This window comes from Pannonibacter phragmitetus, from assembly GCF_050510895.1.
GTDB classification, from domain to species: Bacteria; Pseudomonadota; Alphaproteobacteria; order Rhizobiales; family Stappiaceae; genus Pannonibacter; species Pannonibacter phragmitetus_B.
The window spans coordinates 4,182,971-4,200,574 of the sequence record NZ_JBNINT010000001.1; the positions used below are offsets into that span (position 1 = coordinate 4,182,971).

The window sequence follows — 17,604 nt, forward strand, 5'->3', positions numbered from 1 at the left end:
GTTCTCTCCTTCCGGCATCTCATCATGGGGCGAAGCCGTGGAGTGTGTCCTTGCAATTTCCGGCTTTCAGGTTCAATGTTTTGCCGGTTTTCTCTAATTCTGGGTTTCTAATAGTGGAAACAGCCAAGATTGATGAATTTGATGTCCGTATCCTGCGGGAGCTTGGCGCCAACGGCCGCCTGAGCGTGCAGGAGTTGAGTGAGCGGGTGGGGCTGAGCCCGACGCCTGTGGCAAGGCGTGTACGCCAGCTGGAAGCGGCTGGCATCATCACCGGCTACGCGGCCCTCATCGATGAGGCGGCGCTGGGCTTTTCCGTGTCTGTTTTCGTGTCGGTGAAGCTTGACCGGCAAGTGGATCAGGCGCTGGCCCAGTTCGAGGAGGCGGTGCGCGCGCTGCCCGAAGTGGTGGATTGCTGGCTGATGACGGGAAACCGGGATTATCTGCTCCGGGTGGTGACGGATGGGCTTGCGGGGTTCGAGGCCTTTCTGACCGGCCGTCTGACAAAGCTTGCCTGCGTCTCCAGCATCGAAAGCTCCATCCCCTTGCGCCGCGTCAAATCCGGCATCAGCCGCACATTGTGAGATTTCAGATGGCGGCAGCCCCTGCTTTCGCAGGAGGCTCATTGGTTTGGGGTCATTTCCTGCTCTGCCGGAGGGGGTGTTCAGATCCGCTGGACATTCGTAACGCCGACGCCCTTATCGGAAGACCAGACGACCTGCCCTTTCTGTTCAAACCCGGCTGCACGGTGAACCGTGATGTTCTGGCCGGGCTGCAGTGCGGGGACTGGTTTCAGGCCAAGGCCTCCCGGCGTCTCATCGCGCAGCTCCGTGTTGAAGGTGCCTTCCTCCGTTTCCACGGTGACTGGCTCCTCCCCGCCTGAATGCGCAAGGCCTTGCGCCGCTCGTTTACATCCTGCTGCATTTCGGCAAGGAACTGTTCCACGGCCTGCATCAATTCGTTGGAGACCTGTTTGACGTCGGCGGTGACGCTGTCTACGGCTCCGGCTTCTCGCAGGGTGGTGCGGATGGCATCACTCACTTGAGTGACGTTGCTGACCACAGCCGTGGTGCCGTTGGCGGCAAGTGTGATGCTCTGGGTGATCTCTTGTGTCGCCTTTTGCTGCTCGCCGACGGCATTGATGATGGCACCGGTTACAGTATGCACGCTCTCGATCTGTTCCGCGATGCGCCGGATGGCGCCAATAGAGCCTTTGGTCATTTTCTGAACTTCAGCAATCTGCACGCCGATCTGATCCGTGGCCCGTGCGGTTTGGTCTGACAAGGCCTTCACTTCGGCTGCGACGACTGCAAACCCCTTGCCGGCCACTCCGGCCCGTGCGGCCTCAATGGTGGCGTTGAGCGCCAGCAGGTTTGTCTGCTCCGCAATGTCCCGGATCATGCCTACCACTGCTCCGATGCGGTCTGCCGCTTCGTCGAGACTTGCAACCTCATGATCCGTATGCCGTGCGGCTTGCGTCGCATTTTCAACGATATCTCCAGCCTTCGCGGACTGTGAGAGGATTTCGGAGATCGCGGCAGTGAGTTCCTCGGCTGCTGCTGCAACTGTCTGGACATTGTGGGCTGAGTTGCTGGAGGCTTCGGACGCGCTGGCTGCTTCTCCTGCTGCCGCCGTAGCAACCTGGTTCACGTTGTTGGCGCTGACTGTCAGGGCGCCGGTTTTCTCATCGACCTGCTTCACCATGGCTCCGATCAAGTCGCGGAACCGCTGGATGATGGTGGCCACATGCTGCTGCCGGTGCTGTTCCTTGGCGCGTTCGGCCATGGCTGTTTGCTCCAGCTCCGCACGGCGGATCAGATTGTCACGGAATACGGCAACTGTGCGTGTCATGCTGTCAATCTCGTCGCTGTTGCGGTCCGGGGGCAACAGCGTGCTGGTCTTGCCTTTTGCCAGTTCCGACATGACGTCCGCTAGCCGGCGTATCCGTCCGGCAATATTGCTCGACACGATCACGGCAATAATGCCCGCTGCCACGCCACCGGCGATAGCGATCAGGGCAGCCCAGTTGCGCAGGGCATGCAGGGGGCAACCACCTCACTCGTATGCTGCGAGACAGCAAGAGCCAGCGGTGTGCCTGCAATCGTGACGGGAATGATTGCGCCATGGGCACTTTCGCCGGAGACATCGGGGAAATTGGCAAGCTGGCGGCTGCCTGATGCGGCGCTCCTGGCCAGTTCAGGGGGATGGCCTGTGTCATCCGTTCGATTGCATCTGGCGTGCGCTTGCTGTCATTCAGCGCAAGTCCATCAGCATCGGTCAGCATGACGTTGCCGGTGTCCCCCAGTCCGTCATAGGCGCCCAGAAGGTTGTCTATCCGCTCATGCGGCAATTCCAAAGCCATGATGCCGATGGTCTTGCGGCCAATTGAAACAGGCGTTGCAAAATAGCCGGTGGGTATGCCCAGTCCTTCGTGCTGTCTGATCTCGCTCATGATCAGATTATCCGCAGGTCCGGTCAGGGCTTTCTGAAATGCTTCGGCCAGCGGTGTGCCTGACCATTCCGGCGTTTGCAGGTTGATGGCATAGTCACTCAGCTTCTGAACCGAGTAAATTACATTGCCATTGAGGTCGATCAGCAGAAGGTCACCGAAGCCACTGGCCGCCATGTAGTTGCGCAGCAGCGGATGGAAGGCTGCATGGGCCGTATCATAGGGCTTGCGGCCCGCCTTGCTCAGCTGTTTTCTTTCTGCCGGGGGATTGGGGTTACGCGTAACATAGGTTTCCGTCACCCTGTTCCTGGCGTCGCTGCCGTATTTTTCCCAGCCGTCCAGCAGACGTTTGAAAGCCGCCACGGCTGTGGGGCTGTCCGCAAAGGCAACGGCTGAAGTGATCTCATCGTTCATAAAGGCTTCGAGACTGGCCTTTTTGTTCTCGGCCAGTGCCACAAGCCGCTCATCACGAAGTTTCTGGATGAAGTTGGAGGCCGAGAAATACGTGGCCGTGCCGACACCGGCGGAACAGAGCAGCCCGATGCCCACAATGACAAGGGGAGTTTCAGTGCGATCTTCATCTGCAAACCCCGTAAAATCTGAAGCGCTCCTCAGAGCTGTTCGATGTTTACCCCAACCGTCAGGGCGCCAATTGCTTCGCCGGTCGCCGGATCAATCACAGGAAGACTGACCTGACTCTGAATGGATTGTGTGGATTCATCCTGGGTGATGTCGCTGATATCCAGTGATCCAGGTCCCTTGAGCATGGTCTCACGCCATTTGCTCTCGTCACCTTGCCAGAAGTCTGAAGTCAGCTCACTCTGGCCAACGTTCAGCCCCTTGGCATCCATCACGATGATCTCGGTGAAGAGGCCTCCGCTCGTCTCCTGTTTCTTGACCAGAAGACGGGAGAGCGCATTGTCCATAACTTCGTCAATCATCGGCTGGTTGATCGACCGGGCCTGCTCGCCCCATTCCGCATCCAGCCGCTGGATGTCTGCCTGCGTGTAGCTGCTCGTGCGCCGGTTCTGCTCGATCACCGCCGACACAACTTCAGATGCCTTGGCAAGTTCGGCGATGCGGGTCCTCGCGAGTGTTTCAAGCTCCTGTTGAAACTCATTTGCTGTCGCGATTGACGTAAGGGAGGTAGATGCAATTATCACTGTTAAAAAGTGCAATCTCATGTATCTAACCTGTTTTCTAACACGTTATACGAGATTATTGCTTTTTAATCGGTGAATGAATCATTAATCAAAGTGAGTTCACTTGTTTTTCTCGATTTCTATTATGGTGATTGATCCAAATTTGTAATATTTGGGAGTGTTGTATTGTAAGTTTTGATCACCCCTGCCCATTCCTTGCGCGCTCTCTGTCTGGGGCGGCTTTGATTCTCCTGCTGCCGGTGCGTTCGAGGACGGCAGGCCGAGGTGTTTCTGAAAGAGGGTGGGAGGAACCTGAAACAGTCCTTCAGATCACGATTGGTGGAGGGGCGGCAGAAAAGCGCGCTGCACTTTCTGTCGAATTGATCTACAACGCTCGCCCACTGACTGGAAAACAAGATTGGTCCTCAAAATGAAGTCTTTTGTCCTGACCCTGTCCTGCGAAGACCGTCCGGGAATCGTGGCTGCCATCACCACCGAGCTGGCCGATCTTGGCGCCAATATCGCCGAGAGCGATCAGTTCTGGGACCGGGTGACCAACCGCTTCTTCATGCGGATCGAGTTCATTGTCCCGGTGGAGACAACCCGCGATGCAATCGCCAATGCCATCTCGCCGGTGGTGAACCGCTTCGATCTGAAGACCGAACTCACCGACCTGTCACGCCGCAAGAAGATGATCATCATGGTCTCGAAGTTTGACCATGCGCTGCTGCATCTTCTCTATCAGATCCGCGTGGGCTGGATGGATGCGGAAGTCGTCGCCATCGTTTCCAACCACGAGGACAGCGCCCGCACCGCCACCCACGAGGGCATTCCCTTCCACTACTGGCCGGTGACCAAGGCTAACAAGGCCGAGCAGGAAGAAAAGCTGCTTGCGCTGGTGAAGGAAACTGGTGCCGATCTGGTGGTGCTGGCCCGTTACATGCAGATCCTGTCCGACACCCTGTCCAAGCGGCTGTTCGGCAAGGTGATCAACATCCACCACTCGTTCCTGCCCAGCTTCAAGGGCGCCCGGCCTTACCATCAGGCTCATGAGCGCGGCGTGAAAATGATCGGCGCGACGGCTCACTACGTGACGGCGGATCTCGACGAAGGCCCGATCATCGAGCAGGACGCGGAGCGGGTGAACCATTCCTTGTCGGCCAATGATTTCGCAGCGCGCGGCCGTGATATCGAGGCGCGGGTGCTCGCCCGAGCGGTCAAGTGCCACCTGGAAAACCGGGTGATCATCGTCGGCAACAAGACCATCGTCTTTAACCGCTGAAGCTCAGGCCTTCAGGCCTGAAAGCCGGTCCACCGCCTGCAGGAGCAAGTCCACATCCTGCGGGCGGGACAGGCGGTGATCGCCATCGGGAATGAGCGTGAAGGTGACATCATCTTCCGCCAGCGCTTCGACAAGACGGCTGGCATGCTGCCACGGGACGTCCGGGTCTTCACGTCCCTGCAGGATGGTGACCGGGCAGCCTGTGGCGAGGGGCTTGTCCAGCAGAAGGTGATTGCGGCCATCCTCGATCAGCTGGCGGGTGATGGCGTAGGGTCCGTCTCCATAGGCGGAGGGACGCTCGACCCTTCCATCGCGCATCAGCCGCTCCCGGCCCTCTTCATCCAGCCGCATTTTCCAAATGAGTTCCTCGGTGAAGTCCGTGGCGGGGGCGATGAGGACAAGTCCGCCAATGCGGCTCGATCGCCCGGCGGCCAGCGCAGCCTTGCGATGCTCCTGCGTCAGCCGCAACGCCAGCCAGCCGCCCATGGACGAGCCGACGAGGATCTGCGGGCCGTTGGTAATACGCTCAAGCACGGCAAGTGCTTCTTCCAGCCAGCGCGAGATGGTGCCGTCTTCGAAGGCGCCGCCCGACAGGCCGTGGCCGGAGTAATCCATCCGGGTCACGGCTTGTCCGCGCGCCCTTGCGTGAGCTGCCAGTGCTTCTGCCTTGGAGCCATTCATGTGGGACTTGAAGCCGGAGAGCCAGAACAGGCCTGGCTGTCTGCCAGGTTCTGCCTTCACCGCGATCTGCCGTTCATCCGGGCCGTTGCCGAGGGTGAGGAATTGAAGGCCGTCCTGATCCAATGTAAGGCTCCGCTGTAACAGTCCTGCTGCGGGCCGGTTTGGCACAGGCGGGCGGCAAATTGAAGGGCCCTGCCTGTGAAGAGCGACACCACCACCCGCCCGGCCGTGCTGCAGGTCATTCCGGATCTCAACACCGGCGGGGCCGAACGCACGACGGTGGATGTGGCCGCTGCATTGGTGGCGAAGGGCTGGCGGGCGGTTGTCGTCAGCGAGGGGGCGGCTGGTGCCGGAGCTGGAAGCGCTTGGTGCAAAGCACATCATCCTGCCGGTGAAATCCAAGAACCCGCTGACCATTCTTGCCAATGCAAGGCGCCTCAAGCAGGTGGCGCTGGCGGAGAACATTTCGCTGATCCATGCCCGCAGCCGCGCGCCCGCTTGGTCGGCGCTGATGGCGGCGCGCGGGCTTGGCCTTCCCTTCGTCACCACCTATCACGGCATCTACAAGCAGAAGGGCGCGCTGAAGTCCTGGTATAATTCTGTGATGGCCCGGGGCGATTGTGTCATTGCCAATTCGCGCTACACGGCAGACCTCATCGCGGCCCGTCATGCGTTTGCCCGTGGCAGGATCACGGTCATTTACCGGGGCTCGGATCTGGCCGCCCTGGCGCCAGAGGCCGTGACGCCTGAGCGGCGTGCGGCGCTGGCTGGGGCCTGGGGTGTTGATGGCTCCCGGCCTGTTCTGCTGCAACTGGCCCGTTTGACTGGCTGGAAGGGGCAAAAGGTGCTGATTGCTGCCATGGCAGAGCTGAAGGCGCGGGCTGCAGGCCTGCCGCTTGCCATTATTGCCGGCGATGATCAGGGCCGCAGCAGTTATCTGGCGGAGTTGAAGGCGCAGATTGCCGCCGCCGGGCTGGAGGAGGACGTTCGGCTGGTGGGCCACTGCGCCGATGTGCCGGCCGCTCTCGCGCTCGCGTCCCTGTCGGCGGTGGCGTCGATCGAGCCGGAAGCCTTTGGCCGGGCTGCGGTGGAGGCACAGGCGGCCCGTGTGCCGGTGATCGTGTCGGATCTGGGGGCCGTTCCGGAAACGGTGCTGGCTCCGCCGGAGGTGTCTGAAGCGGAGCGGACCGGCTGGCGTGTGCCGCCGGGAGATGCAGGTGCGCTGGCTGATGCTATCGCCGGTGTTCTGACGCTTGCGCCCGATGCAAGGGCGGCGCTTGTCGGGCGGGCGCAGGCGCATGTGGCGCGGCATTTCACGGTGGAAGCCATGTGTGCGTCCACGCTTGAAGCTTATGCCAGGCTGCTTGGCCGCGGGGCAGAATGATCGCCGGCTTGCAAGAAAGGTTGACTTTCTCTGCGCTTCGGCCAATGCTTCATCTGTTCCCGCCACACTGGATGTGGCCGAGGCCCCGGCGCAAGCGCGCGGGGCTGAAGCGCATTGGAGTGGTGCTCTGTTCCTGTTCTGGAATGGTGCTCCGTGCCTTTGCGGGAACAGCCAAACGACCGTGCTGCAACGATAGAGGAGATAGCGACCATTCGCCGTCCGTTCCGCGCCCCGCCTCCCACGAAGGATGGCCCGCGCACCAATGACGAAATTCGCGTTCGCGAAGTCCAGCTGATTGATCACGAAGGCCAGAACCGCGGCATTGTCCCGACTGGTGAAGCCCTCGAAATCGCGATGGAGGCCGGTCTCGACCTGGTCGAGATTCAGCCGAATGCGCAGCCCCCGTATGCAAGATTCTTGACTACGGCAGGTTCAAGTATCAGTCGCAGAAGAAGGCAGCTGAAACGCGCAAGAAGCAGAAGACCGTCGAGATCAAGGAGATCAAGATGCGTCCGAACATCGACACTCATGACTATGAAGTGAAGATGAAGGCGATGATGCGTTTCTTCTCCGAAGGCGACAAGGTGAAGGTCACGCTCCGGTTCCGCGGCCGTGAAATGGCGCACCAGGATCTGGGCATGAAGCTGCTGATGCAGGTTCGCGACGAGACGGCGGAGATCGCCAAGGTCGAGTCATCACCCCGCCTTGAAGGCCGCCAGATGGTGATGGTTCTCTCGCCGATCCAGCGCTGAGCCCTTTTCCGGCAAAAGATTTGCGTGGCGGCTGCGGAGCAATCCGTGGCCGCCTTGCTTTTGATGCAGGTGATCAAGTGCCCGCATGAATCCGGTTGCAAAGGGGGCGGGCTGTCCCTATAAGCCTCCGGTCCAGAGTCGTCCGGCTCTCCGTGGACCAGTAGCCTGTTGCCGTTTTCTGATCTGTTTCCCTGAAGCGAGTCAGACTGAGCAGGCCGGTCCCAAGAGAAACAGGGCATGCCGTGGCGGCTTCTCGATGCACCAACAAACGAGCGGGCTTTGGCCCGCGCCAATGAAAGGATGCAAAATGCCCAAGCTGAAGACCAAGTCTGGAGCCAAGAAGCGCTTCAAGCTGACCGCGACCGGTAAGGTCAAGACCGGTCAGGCTGGCAAGCGTCATGGCATGATCAAGCGCACGGCCAAGTTCGTCCGCAACGCACGTGGCACCACCACGCTGTCGCCGCAGGACGCCCGGATCGTGAAGCAGTACATGCCGAACGCCTAACGCCACCTGACAATCAAGGAGACTACCAATGGCGCGTGTCAAGCGGGGCGTAACGGCCCATGCCCGTCATAAGAAGGTTATCAAGGCAGCCAAGGGTTACTATGGCCGCCGCAAGAACACCATCCGCGTGGCCAAGCAGGCCGTCGAGAAGGCAGCACAATACGCCTATCGCGACCGTAAGGTCAGGAAGCGGAACTTCCGCTCGCTGTGGATCCAGCGCATCAACGCTGCCACCCGTGAGCTGGGCATGACCTATGGCCGTTTCATCGACGGCCTCAACAAGGCCGGCATCGAAGTCGACCGCAAGGTTCTGTCCGATCTCGCCATCCATCAGCCGGAAGCCTTCAAGGCTCTGGTCGAGAAGGCTCAGGGCGCTCTGGCTGCATAAGCAGACAAGCCCTCACGGCGTGATCGCATGATCGCAAGGCGCTTCCGGAAACGGAGGCGCCTTTTTCTTTGGGGGGAGAGACGCATAATACCAAGGCTTTCGATGCTGACGCATCACGCCTTGAAAATGCTCAAGCCCCTCCATCGTCATACCGGACGCAGCGAAGCGGAGATCCGGTACCGGTGAGTCCCGGACCATCGGCTATGGCGCAAGGGACTAACATCATGCGCCCCGGCTCACCGGTCCCGGCTCTTGCTCTGCCCGGCCGGGATGACGCCGGAAAGGGCGTACTTGACGGATGGCCGCTCCATTGCCGCTGCTATCCCGTCCCATTTCACGTCCCCACTCTGTGCCAAAGCGGGGCCGGGTGCCGGGACGGGACAGGCAGGCGTGCTGGATCTATGGACCAGACCAGCACGGTACGTCCGGTCGGGGGTGCTTGGACGGCGAAAAAGGCTGGCGGATGGGGAGGGCGGGAGCGGGAAGATTCAGACGGAATCTCAGTGCCTTGAGCGTTTCAGGCTTTCGTGCGGCCTGCGGCGTTAACCATTAAATGAAATTTCTCAATAAATTCAACGTCAAAAAGTTAACGCGCTCCGGCCTGCTGGCACATGCCTTGCGACTTTCAGGACAAGCCCCGTGAGGGCGTCCCGAAGTGAAACAGGCAGAGGCAGATCCGTTGCGTATCGATCCTATCCGAGCCCAAGAGCGTGCTGCCGCCCGCCGCAGTGCCAGAGCGAGAGCCAAGGCTGAAGCTGCCACCGCCGCGCAAGCCGAAGAGCTGCGCCGCACGCCGCCCTCAGTTCCCGTGCCCATGGTGCTGCGCACCGAAGAGCGCAGCGCCAGCTTCACCATGTACCGGCCCGACGCGGCGTTCCTGGCCCAGCTCATCGCCATGCGCGATGCCGGCACGCTGAACGATGATGCGGGCAGCGATGCGGCGGTGAGTTACCGCCGCACAGCCGCAAGTCCACGCCGCCGGCCGGCCGGATTCGTGGTGTCACAGAGCTTTTGAAAGTTAGCATCGAGGCAGTTACGAGGTCCCCGGGTGGGGACTTCAGGAGGGGCGGTTTCGGGGGGAGCCGCCCTCTCGCATTTTCGGGTTCAGTATCCGGCCGCGTGGCCGTCCTTGCGCGGATCGGAGCCGCCAATGAACAGGCCGCGCTTGCGGTCGATGCGGATGGCCTGGGACCCGCCGATCGGCGCGGGCGCCTTCTTCACGATGTGGCCCTTTGCGCGCAGCACGTCGAGGCTTGCTTCCGGAATGCCGCTCTCCGCCTGCAGGAAGCTGAAACCGTCATCCATGAAGATACGCGGGAAGTCGATGGCCTGCTGCACGTCCATGCCATAGTCGATCATGTTGGTCAGCACATGGGTGTGGCCGCAGGCCTGATACTGGCCGCCCATGACGCCGAAGGACATCCAAGGCGTGCCATCCTTCAGCACGAAGGCGGGAATGATCGTGTGCATGGGGCGCTTGCCGCCCTCGATGGTGTTGGGATGGCCCGGTGCCACCTTGAAGCTGGCACCCCGGTTGTGCAGCAGCACGCCGGAATTGGGCGCCAGAATGCCGGACCCGAAGCTGTGGAAGATGGAGTTGATGAAGGACACCGTCAGACCGCTGCTGTCGGCAATGGTGAGATAGACCGTATCCGTCTGCGGCGGGGCGCTGGGCAGGGGCAGGTCCTGCGTGCGCGCCGAAGGGTTGAGCAGCGGGGACAGTCTTTCGATCATGTCATCGGCGAAGAGTGACATGTGGCAGGCATCCATATGGGCAGGATCGGCGACGAACCGGTCGCGCATCGCATAAGCGATGCGGGCCGCCTCCATCTCCAGATGCAGCCGCTCGCCCCCCAGCGGGTCTAGGCTGGGCAGGTTATGCCGTTCCAGCAGGCCGAGCATGATCAGCGCAACAATGCCCTGCCCGTTGGGCGGCAGTTCGGCCACCGTGTAGCCGCGATAGTCGCGGGTGACGGGGGCAACGGTGGTGGTGTGACATGCGGCCAGATCCTCCAGCGTCATGTAGCTGCCGCGCGCCTTCAGCGTGTCAACAATGTCCTCAGCCACCGGGCCGGTGTAGAAGGCATCTGCGCCGCCGCTGGCGATGGCTTCCAGCGTGTCGGCCAGAGCCGGGAAACGCATGATCTCACCCGCTTCAGGCGCCTTTCCGCCGGGCAGATAGGTTTTGGCCGCTGCTTCATCGGCGGAAAGCTTGGCGATGGACGCGGGCCAGTCGAGGGCTACACGCGGCGCCACGGCAAAGCCGTCACGGGCGTAGGAAATGGCGCGTTTGAAAAGAGTGGCGAAGGAACGGGTGCCATGGGCCTTGAGCAAGGTTTCCCAGGCGCGCACCGCGCCGGGCACCGTCACCGCATGGGCGCTTTCCAGTCCGATGCTGGTCAGCCCCGCATCGCGCAAAGCTGCCGAAGAGACGGCCTTGGGCGCCGCGCCCGAGCCATTGAAACCAGCCATGCGGCCATCGGCTTCCGTGACGATGGCAAAGCAATCACCACCGATGCCTGTCATATGCGGCTCGACCACACATTGTACGGCAACGGCGGCAATGGCAGCATCCACCGCGTTGCCGCCCTCCTGCAGCACCTCGAGGGCGGCAGCTGTCGCCAGCGGGTGGGACGTGGCGGCAAGGCCATTGGTGGCATAGACCGGCGAACGGCCAGGCATTTCAAAATTTCGCGCCAAGATCTTATTCTCCCTTGCCCATTGTTTCCCGCACGGCGCAGATCTTTACCCGCTGCTGCCGCTGTGTCCCGTCCGTAAGATCTGGTAGCCAGATGGAAGGGCAGGGCGGTCACACCCTGCATCGAACAAGTCTAGAGGAGAAGCTAGCCCATGAGCAAACTGACACTTTCGTCCGCACAGACAATCATCTCTGCCGCTCTGGCAAAGGCGGAGAGCCTGAAGCTGAAGCCGCTGACCGTTGCGGTCATCGATGCCGGCGGGCATCTCGTTGCCATGGCCCGGCAGGACAACTCTTCGATCCTGCGGCCGCAGGTTGCCTTCGGTAAAGCCTATGGTGCTGTCGGCGTGGGGGCTGGATCGCGCTGGCTCAATACGGCAGCTGCGGAGCGGCCGCATTTCGTGCAGGCGCTCAACGGCATTTCGGGTGGTGCCATTGTGCCGGTGCCGGGCGGTGTCCTGATCCGCGACGGGGCTGGTGAAATTCTCGGCGCTGTCGGCATCTCCGGCGACACTTCGGACAATGACGAGGCCTGCGCTGTTGCGGGCATCGACGCCGCTGGTTTCAAGGCAGATTGCGGCTAAGAGGAGAAGGGGCCGCCACGATGCGGCCCCTGCTATCTCACATCAGCATGCCCTGAAAAGGCTCAGGTGCCGCATGCCTTTGGTGTCAGTCCTTGCTGCCGCTGATGGCGTCGAGCTTTTTCTGCATGGCGGCAAGCTGCTTCTTCATGTCGTCCAGATCCGATCCGGAGGAAGCGGCCGGCTTTTCCGGTGCAGCGGCCGGGGCCGTGCCGGAGCCTGAAGTGGGGGCGGTGGCGCCAGGAAGCGGGAAGGGGATGAACATCTTCATCGCCCGCTCGAACATTTCGGTGTTGCGCTTCACCTGCTCTTCCATCGCCTCGAAGGCGCTGGCGCCGAAAGCGTCGCTCATCTGGGCGCGCAGCTTCTCCTGCTCCTTGGTCAGGGAGGAGATCGAGAATTCGAGATAGCTCGGCACCAGACCCTGCATGCTGTCGCCATAGAAGCGGATCAGCTGGCGCAGGAAGGTGATTGGCAGCAGATTCTGCCCGCCCTTGCCTTCCTGCTCGAAAATGATCTGGGTGAGGACGGAGCGGGTAATGTCTTCGCCCGTCTTGGCGTCGAAAACCACGAAATCCTCTTCGCCCTTCACCATCACGGCCAGATCCTCAAGGGTCACATAGGTACTGGTGCCCGTGTTGTAGAGGCGGCGGTTGGCGTATTTCTTGATGATCGTGGGCTCGTTCGTCTTGGCCATCTCGTTTGTCGCTCCCGGGTGCCTTCCGTGCCTGCCCGGACATGCGGGGCCGGTGGTGGCAAGTTCCTCTTTTGCTGCAACATCTTCCCCGTGTTGCGGCGTCCTCCGCGACAAGAGTATGCCAAAGCCGGGCACCCATGCCAGCCTTTTCCTGCTGCGGGGCGAAAGCTTGTGTGCGTTGCACGCTATGCGGGTTGTTGCGGCCGCGAAGAGCGGTTGACTTGTCGCGTTTCACAGTCTCTAGTCTGACGGAGCGGGGAGTTTGGTCCTGTCAGAAAAACGATCGGCGGACCTGCCATATCCCGGGAGGAATCAGTTTCAGGAGGTCTTCATGAGCGCTTCTACCGACGTTGTTATTGTCAGTGCCACGCGCACGGCCGTGGGTTCATTCAACGGGTCTTTCGCCAATACGCCCGCCCATGAGCTGGGTGCCACCGTCATCAAGGCAGCGCTGGCAAAGGCAGGCGTGGATGCTACCGACGTCAACGAACTGATCTTCGGGCAGGTGCTTACGGCCGGTCAGGGCCAGAACCCGGCCCGTCAGGCTGCCATCGCCGCTGGCCTCTCCCAGGATTCCACGGCTTGGCTGCTCAATCAGGTCTGTGGCTCCGGCCTGCGCACCGTTGCCATCGCCGCGCAGCAGATCATGTGCGGCGACGCCAGCATCGTTGTCGCAGGTGGTCAGGAAAACATGTCGCTCTCGCCGCACTGCGCTCCGATGCGCGCCGGCTACAAGATGGGCGACTACAAGATGATCGACACCATGATCAAGGACGGTCTGTGGGATGCCTTCAACGGCTATCACATGGGCCAGACGGCCGAGAATGTCGCCCAGAAATGGCAGATCAGCCGTGATGAGCAGGACGCCTTCGCCCTCGCCTCGCAGAACAAGGCGGAAGCTGCCCAGAAGGCCGGCCGTTTCAAGGACGAGATCACGCCCGTCACCATTGCCGACCGCAAGGGCGATAAGGTGATTGAGGATGACGAGTACATCCGCCACGGCGCCACGCTGGAAAGCATGTCCAAACTGCGCCCGGCCTTCAACAAGGAAGGCTCCGTTACCGCTGGCAATGCTTCGGGCATCAACGATGGCGCCGCTGCCCTTGTGGTGATGAGCGCAGCGGAAGCTTCCCGCCGCGGCCTCACCCCGCTCGCCCGTATCGCATCCTGGGCCACCGCTGGCGTTGATCCGGCCGTGATGGGCTCCGGCCCGATCCCGGCTTCGCGCAAGGCGCTGGAAAAGGCCGGCTGGAGTGTTGCCGATCTTGATCTGGTGGAGGCCAACGAGGCCTTCGCAGCACAGGCTTGCGCCGTCAACAAGGACATGGGCTGGAACCCGGACATCGTCAACGTGAACGGCGGCGCCATCGCCATTGGTCATCCGATCGGCGCATCGGGCGCGCGCGTTCTCGTGACGCTGTTGCACGAAATGGGCCGCCGTGATGCCAAGAAGGGCATTGCCACGCTCTGCATCGGCGGCGGCATGGGCGTGGCGCTCTGCGTCGAGCGCTAAGCCAAAATCTATGCTGTGAAGCGGGCCGCAAGAGCCTGCATGGCCAGTTCTCTTCCCGGCGGACTATCTGCCGGGAAGTTCAATCGGGAACAGGGCTGAAGGAAGAGGCCCGTAGTCTGGGGAGAGATGAATGAGCAAGGTTGCGTTGGTCACCGGGGGCACTCGCGGTATCGGTGAGGCAATTTCTCTGGGTTTGAAGGCTGCCGGTTACACGGTTGCCGCCACCTATGCCGGAAACACGGAAAAGGCCGAAGCCTTCAAGGCAGCAACGGGCATCCATGTCTACAAGTGGGACGTGGCCAATGAGCAGGAATGCGCTGAAGGCATTGCCAAGGTGGAAGCCGATCTCGGCCCGGTCGAGATCCTCGTGAACAATGCCGGCATCACCCGCGACGGCATGTTCCACAAGATGACCTTCGAGCAGTGGCGCGCCGTGATGTCCACCAACCTCGACAGCATGTTCACCATGACCCGTCCGGTCATTGAGGGCATGCGCAACCGTGGTTGGGGCCGCATCATCAACATTTCCTCGATCAACGGCCAGAAGGGCCAGATGGGCCAGGCCAACTACTCCGCTGCCAAGGCTGGTGTGATCGGCTTCAGCAAGGCGCTGGCGCAGGAGAACGCCTTCAAGGGCATCACCGTCAACACGGTCTGCCCAGGCTACATCAACACGGACATGGTTGCCGCCATGCCGGAAAAGGTGCTGCAGCAGATCGTTTCCGGCATCCCGGTCGGCCGTCTCGGCCACCCGGAGGAAATTGCCCAGACGGTGGTCTATCTCGCCTCTGACGCAGCCGCCTTCATGACCGGCGCGGTGATGACCATCAACGGCGGCCAGTACATCGCCAACGGCTGATCCTGCACAAAACAGGAAATGGATCTTCTGATTCCGCCCCGCCGTGGTCCTTGAGGCTGCGGCGGGGTTTTGTATTCCGAAACTCCATCTGCCGGATGCTGCGCCCTTGACCTTATGACCCTGCTGTCCCTATCTGCAGGCTGGCACAATGGCAGCGCTTGAGGAGCCATTCTCGTCGAGTGCTGTTCAGGCCCGTGCGGCGCCTGCGTAATTTCAAGGCAAGATGCGTCAGCATCCTAAACCTTGGCACAATGACAGCCAGCGGCTGGTGGAGTGGACATGGAATTTGAACGGGCCCCCAACGACCCTGCACACAAGGACATGGCGCCGCTGCTGAAACTGGCGCTGGAACTGGGGCCGCTGGCGGTCTTCTTTCTCTTCAACACGCGCGGCGAGCAAATCGCAGCGGCCTTTCCGGCGCTCAACGTCTTTGGCGCACCGATCTTTCTGGCGACCGCCGCCTTCATGGTGGCAATCGGGATCTCGCTGGCCGTGTCGCTCTATCTGACGCGCCGCCTGCCCATCATGCCGCTGGTGTCGGGTATCGTGGTCTTTGTGTTCGGCGCGCTGACCCTGTGGCTGCATGATGATCTCTTCATCAAGCTGAAGCCGACGATCATCAACACGATGTTCGGCGTCATCCTGCTGGGCGGGCTTTTCTTTGGCAAATCGCTGCTGGGCTATGTTTTCGACAGCGCCTTCCGCCTGACGGACGAGGGCTGGCGCATTCTCACGCTGCGCTGGGGTATCTTCTTCCTGGTATTGGCGGTGCTCAACGAAGTGATCTGGCGCAATTTCTCGACGGATTTCTGGGTCAGCTTCAAGGTGTTCGGCATGATGCCGATCACGCTCATTTTCACCATGACCCAGCTGCCGCTGATCCAGCGCCATTCCCTGCCGGAAGAGGGCAGCGGCAAGACGGACGCTTGAGGCCGCTTCACGCCTTATCCGGGCGGGTTATTCCCGCCCGCCAAAACTGACATCCCGCCGGGCGCCTGTGAGGCTGACGGTAAAGCCCGCAATCACGTCGATCAGCGAAATCACGGTGAGGATGAAGAAGACCGAGCTGGCTGCCAGAGGCACGGTGAGGAATTCGACCAGATAGACGGCAAAGACCAGCATCGAAAATATGTGATCTGCCAGCGCGGCGGTGCCGGTGCGGGTGGCCTTGAGGATTTCAAGGAACAGCACCACCAGGCCGCATAGGATCATCAGGTCGCCCGAGACAAGCGAGAACCTGGCGCCCGACACCAGCTCCACCGTCAGCATCGGCTGGAACCAGGGATCTCCGGCCGGAGTGCCGAAAAAGCCGAAGGCGGCCATATTGTAGATCGCGAGGGGAATGAGTGTCAGCGGAAGGGACAGGATCCTGAACATGTGCCTCTCCTTGGAGACTTGAGTCTGCAGTGATGCAGCATGTCTCATTCCGGCGTGCTCTGCTGCAACAGAATACAGAACGGCCGGAATGCCTGTCACGCTGCCCTTGTGTTGCGGCAGCATGGGCTGCGTCTGCCTGCGCACACGAAAAAGGCCGGTGTTGCCACCAGCCTTGATCTTGAAATCGCAGTCGCGACCCTTAGCCTCAGACGTCTGCCTTCGGCTGCAGGATCTGACGGCCCCGGTACATGCCGGTCTTCAGGTCAACGTGATGCGGGCGGCGAAGTTCGCCCGAATCCTTGTCCTCGACGTAGGTCGGCTGCTTCAGGGCGTCCGCGGAACGGCGAAAACCGCGCTTCATGCGCGAGGTTTTTCTCTTCGGAACGGCCATTTTTTTGTTCTCCGTGGTCCATAGTCAGCGCGGCCCGGACCGGGATTGCCCGGGGCGTGGCATCACGCAGCGTGTAAGAATGGGCGGGGTTATACAGGCAACTGAAGGCTTTTGCCAGTCCATAACGGAATTTTTCTTCACCGCCTCATCTGCTGGCCAGAACGCAGTCGAAAATATTGCCCGCAGAGGCGGCGCGGCGCTGATTCGTGCTGGCCAGCCGGGCATGGCCACGGCCGGGCCGGGCTGGATTGCGCAGGATCGGATTGGGCAGGGCAGTGGCAAGGCGCGAGGCTTCGGCAGGGGTAAGATCTGCCGCGGACTTGCCGAACCAGGCCTGCGCTGCCGCTTCCGCCCCGAAAATGCCCTCGCCCCATTCTGCGATGTTGAGATAAAGTTCCATGATCCGGCGCTTGGTCAGGATCTGGTCGATCATCAACGCTGTGGGCAGCTCCAGGCCCTTGCGTATGAAGCTGCGGTCGCCCCACAGGAACAGGTTCTTGGCCAGCTGCATGGTGATGGTGGAAGCTCCGCGTGCGTCTTCGCCCGCGTTCAGCTTCTGTATCTGGCCATGCAAGGCATCCCAGTCGACGCCATCATGCTCACAAAACCTTGCGTCTTCCGAAGTGATGACGGCACGCACCAGATGCGGGGATATCTGGTCGAGCGTGCGCCACTGCCGGTCCACCCAGAGGCCCTGTGCGTAGCGGCTGATCATCAGCGTGCTGATAGGGGGCACAATGGAATAGATGACGGTCAATACGGGCGGGGCAAGCACCAGCACCAGCAGCACCCAGAGGAGGATGCGCGTTATCTTCAGACTGCGTCTTGTCCGGTTGCGCGGCATACTGGCAGTCTCTTCCGGTCCGGTGGCTTCCGGTCCATCGGGCGGGCTGGTCGTGCTGCCTGGC

General features: G+C 61.2%; 19 protein-coding genes and 1 pseudogene. 11 read left to right on the forward strand and 9 right to left on the reverse strand.

Annotation, left to right across the window (positions count from 1 at the left end):
- The first annotated feature begins 110 nt into the window (after nucleotides 1–110).
- Nucleotides 111–581 (forward strand): Lrp/AsnC family transcriptional regulator, encoded by a 471-nt coding sequence (locus tag ACQB61_RS20145; RefSeq protein ID WP_430514432.1) that lies wholly within the window; start codon nucleotides 111–113, stop codon nucleotides 579–581.
- A 208-nt stretch (nucleotides 582–789) separates the two neighbouring features.
- Here ACQB61_RS20145 and ACQB61_RS20150 read toward each other — a convergent pair whose 3' ends face one another.
- From ACQB61_RS20150 to ACQB61_RS20160, 3 genes are all read right to left on the reverse strand, one after another.
- Nucleotides 790–1,920: a methyl-accepting chemotaxis protein gene (locus ACQB61_RS20150; protein ID WP_430514061.1), complete on the reverse strand. Its 1,131-nt coding sequence runs from the start codon at nucleotides 1,918–1,920 to the stop codon at nucleotides 790–792.
- Nucleotides 1,853–2,902 (reverse strand): cache domain-containing protein, encoded by a 1,050-nt coding sequence (locus tag ACQB61_RS20155; protein ID WP_430514062.1) that lies wholly within the window; start codon nucleotides 2,900–2,902, stop codon nucleotides 1,853–1,855. The genes ACQB61_RS20150 and ACQB61_RS20155 overlap by 68 nt, the downstream gene beginning before the upstream one ends.
- A gap of 155 nt (nucleotides 2,903–3,057) precedes the next feature.
- Nucleotides 3,058–3,630, reverse strand: a complete 573-nt coding sequence (locus ACQB61_RS20160; protein ID WP_430514063.1) for a hypothetical protein — start codon at nucleotides 3,628–3,630, stop codon at nucleotides 3,058–3,060.
- Nucleotides 3,631–4,018: 388 nt separating this feature from the next.
- On the opposite strand from ACQB61_RS20160, the gene purU reads away from it, so the two are divergent.
- Nucleotides 4,019–4,870: a formyltetrahydrofolate deformylase gene (gene purU, locus ACQB61_RS20165; protein WP_334252146.1), complete on the forward strand. Its 852-nt coding sequence runs from the start codon at nucleotides 4,019–4,021 to the stop codon at nucleotides 4,868–4,870.
- 3 nt (nucleotides 4,871–4,873) lie between these two features.
- On the opposite strand, the gene ACQB61_RS20170 is transcribed toward purU, so the two are convergent.
- Nucleotides 4,874–5,674 carry an alpha/beta hydrolase gene (locus ACQB61_RS20170; RefSeq protein WP_430514064.1) on the reverse strand — a complete coding sequence of 267 codons (801 nt, stop codon included), beginning with the start codon at nucleotides 5,672–5,674 and terminating at the stop codon, nucleotides 4,874–4,876.
- 223 nt (nucleotides 5,675–5,897) lie between these two features.
- Here ACQB61_RS20170 and ACQB61_RS20175 point away from each other — a divergent pair, with 223 nt between their 5' ends.
- The 5 genes and pseudogenes from ACQB61_RS20175 to ACQB61_RS20195 all read left to right on the forward strand — a co-directional run bounded on the left by ACQB61_RS20175 (nucleotide 5,898) and on the right by ACQB61_RS20195 (nucleotide 9,595).
- Nucleotides 5,898–6,935, forward strand: coding sequence for a glycosyltransferase (locus ACQB61_RS20175; protein WP_430514065.1), 1,038 nt, complete (start codon nucleotides 5,898–5,900; stop codon nucleotides 6,933–6,935).
- A gap of 210 nt (nucleotides 6,936–7,145) precedes the next feature.
- Nucleotides 7,146–7,687: pseudogene (gene infC / locus ACQB61_RS20180) on the forward strand (translation initiation factor IF-3).
- A 307-nt stretch (nucleotides 7,688–7,994) separates the two neighbouring features.
- The gene (gene rpmI / locus ACQB61_RS20185; RefSeq protein ID WP_019965302.1) at nucleotides 7,995–8,192 is read left to right on the forward strand and encodes a 50S ribosomal protein L35; all 198 of its coding nucleotides are present in this window, start codon (nucleotides 7,995–7,997) and stop codon (nucleotides 8,190–8,192) included.
- A 28-nt stretch (nucleotides 8,193–8,220) separates the two neighbouring features.
- Complete coding sequence (gene rplT / locus ACQB61_RS20190; RefSeq protein WP_430514066.1) at nucleotides 8,221–8,580, forward strand: 50S ribosomal protein L20; 360 nt, start codon at nucleotides 8,221–8,223, stop codon at nucleotides 8,578–8,580.
- Nucleotides 8,581–9,259: 679 nt separating this feature from the next.
- Complete coding sequence (locus ACQB61_RS20195; RefSeq protein WP_430514067.1) at nucleotides 9,260–9,595, forward strand: hypothetical protein; 336 nt, start codon at nucleotides 9,260–9,262, stop codon at nucleotides 9,593–9,595.
- Nucleotides 9,596–9,684: 89 nt separating this feature from the next.
- Here the strand turns inward: ACQB61_RS20195 and ggt are convergent, their stop codons facing one another.
- Nucleotides 9,685–11,262 (reverse strand): gamma-glutamyltransferase, encoded by a 1,578-nt coding sequence (ggt, locus tag ACQB61_RS20200; protein WP_430514433.1) that lies wholly within the window; start codon nucleotides 11,260–11,262, stop codon nucleotides 9,685–9,687.
- 168 nt (nucleotides 11,263–11,430) lie between these two features.
- Between ggt and ACQB61_RS20205 the strand changes: the two genes are divergently transcribed.
- A complete protein-coding gene (locus tag ACQB61_RS20205) occupies nucleotides 11,431–11,862 on the forward strand; it encodes a GlcG/HbpS family heme-binding protein (RefSeq protein WP_430514068.1) in 432 nt (143 codons plus the stop codon).
- A gap of 85 nt (nucleotides 11,863–11,947) precedes the next feature.
- Here the strand turns inward: ACQB61_RS20205 and phaR are convergent, their stop codons facing one another.
- Nucleotides 11,948–12,556, reverse strand: a complete 609-nt coding sequence (phaR, locus tag ACQB61_RS20210) for a polyhydroxyalkanoate synthesis repressor PhaR (protein ID WP_430514069.1) — start codon at nucleotides 12,554–12,556, stop codon at nucleotides 11,948–11,950.
- 331 nt (nucleotides 12,557–12,887) lie between these two features.
- Between phaR and ACQB61_RS20215 the strand changes: the two genes are divergently transcribed.
- From ACQB61_RS20215 to ACQB61_RS20225, 3 genes are all read left to right on the forward strand, one after another.
- A complete protein-coding gene (locus ACQB61_RS20215) occupies nucleotides 12,888–14,069 on the forward strand; it encodes an acetyl-CoA C-acetyltransferase (RefSeq protein WP_430514070.1) in 1,182 nt (393 codons plus the stop codon).
- Between the two features lie 130 nt (nucleotides 14,070–14,199).
- Nucleotides 14,200–14,928 (forward strand): acetoacetyl-CoA reductase, encoded by a 729-nt coding sequence (gene phbB / locus ACQB61_RS20220; protein WP_430514071.1) that lies wholly within the window; start codon nucleotides 14,200–14,202, stop codon nucleotides 14,926–14,928.
- Between the two features lie 279 nt (nucleotides 14,929–15,207).
- Nucleotides 15,208–15,858, forward strand: coding sequence for a septation protein A (locus tag ACQB61_RS20225; RefSeq protein ID WP_430514072.1), 651 nt, complete (start codon nucleotides 15,208–15,210; stop codon nucleotides 15,856–15,858).
- 27 nt (nucleotides 15,859–15,885) lie between these two features.
- On the opposite strand, the gene ACQB61_RS20230 is transcribed toward ACQB61_RS20225, so the two are convergent.
- The 3 genes from ACQB61_RS20230 to mtgA all read right to left on the reverse strand — a co-directional run bounded on the left by ACQB61_RS20230 (nucleotide 15,886) and on the right by mtgA (nucleotide 17,540).
- On the reverse strand, nucleotides 15,886–16,305 hold the full coding sequence (locus ACQB61_RS20230; protein WP_430514073.1) for a hypothetical protein: 420 nt from the start codon (nucleotides 16,303–16,305) through the stop codon (nucleotides 15,886–15,888).
- A 205-nt stretch (nucleotides 16,306–16,510) separates the two neighbouring features.
- Nucleotides 16,511–16,696, reverse strand: a complete 186-nt coding sequence (gene rpmF, locus ACQB61_RS20235; protein ID WP_026355869.1) for a 50S ribosomal protein L32 — start codon at nucleotides 16,694–16,696, stop codon at nucleotides 16,511–16,513.
- A gap of 145 nt (nucleotides 16,697–16,841) precedes the next feature.
- Nucleotides 16,842–17,540 carry a monofunctional biosynthetic peptidoglycan transglycosylase gene (gene mtgA, locus ACQB61_RS20240; RefSeq protein WP_430514434.1) on the reverse strand — a complete coding sequence of 233 codons (699 nt, stop codon included), beginning with the start codon at nucleotides 17,538–17,540 and terminating at the stop codon, nucleotides 16,842–16,844.
- Nucleotides 17,541–17,604 lie beyond the last annotated feature (64 nt).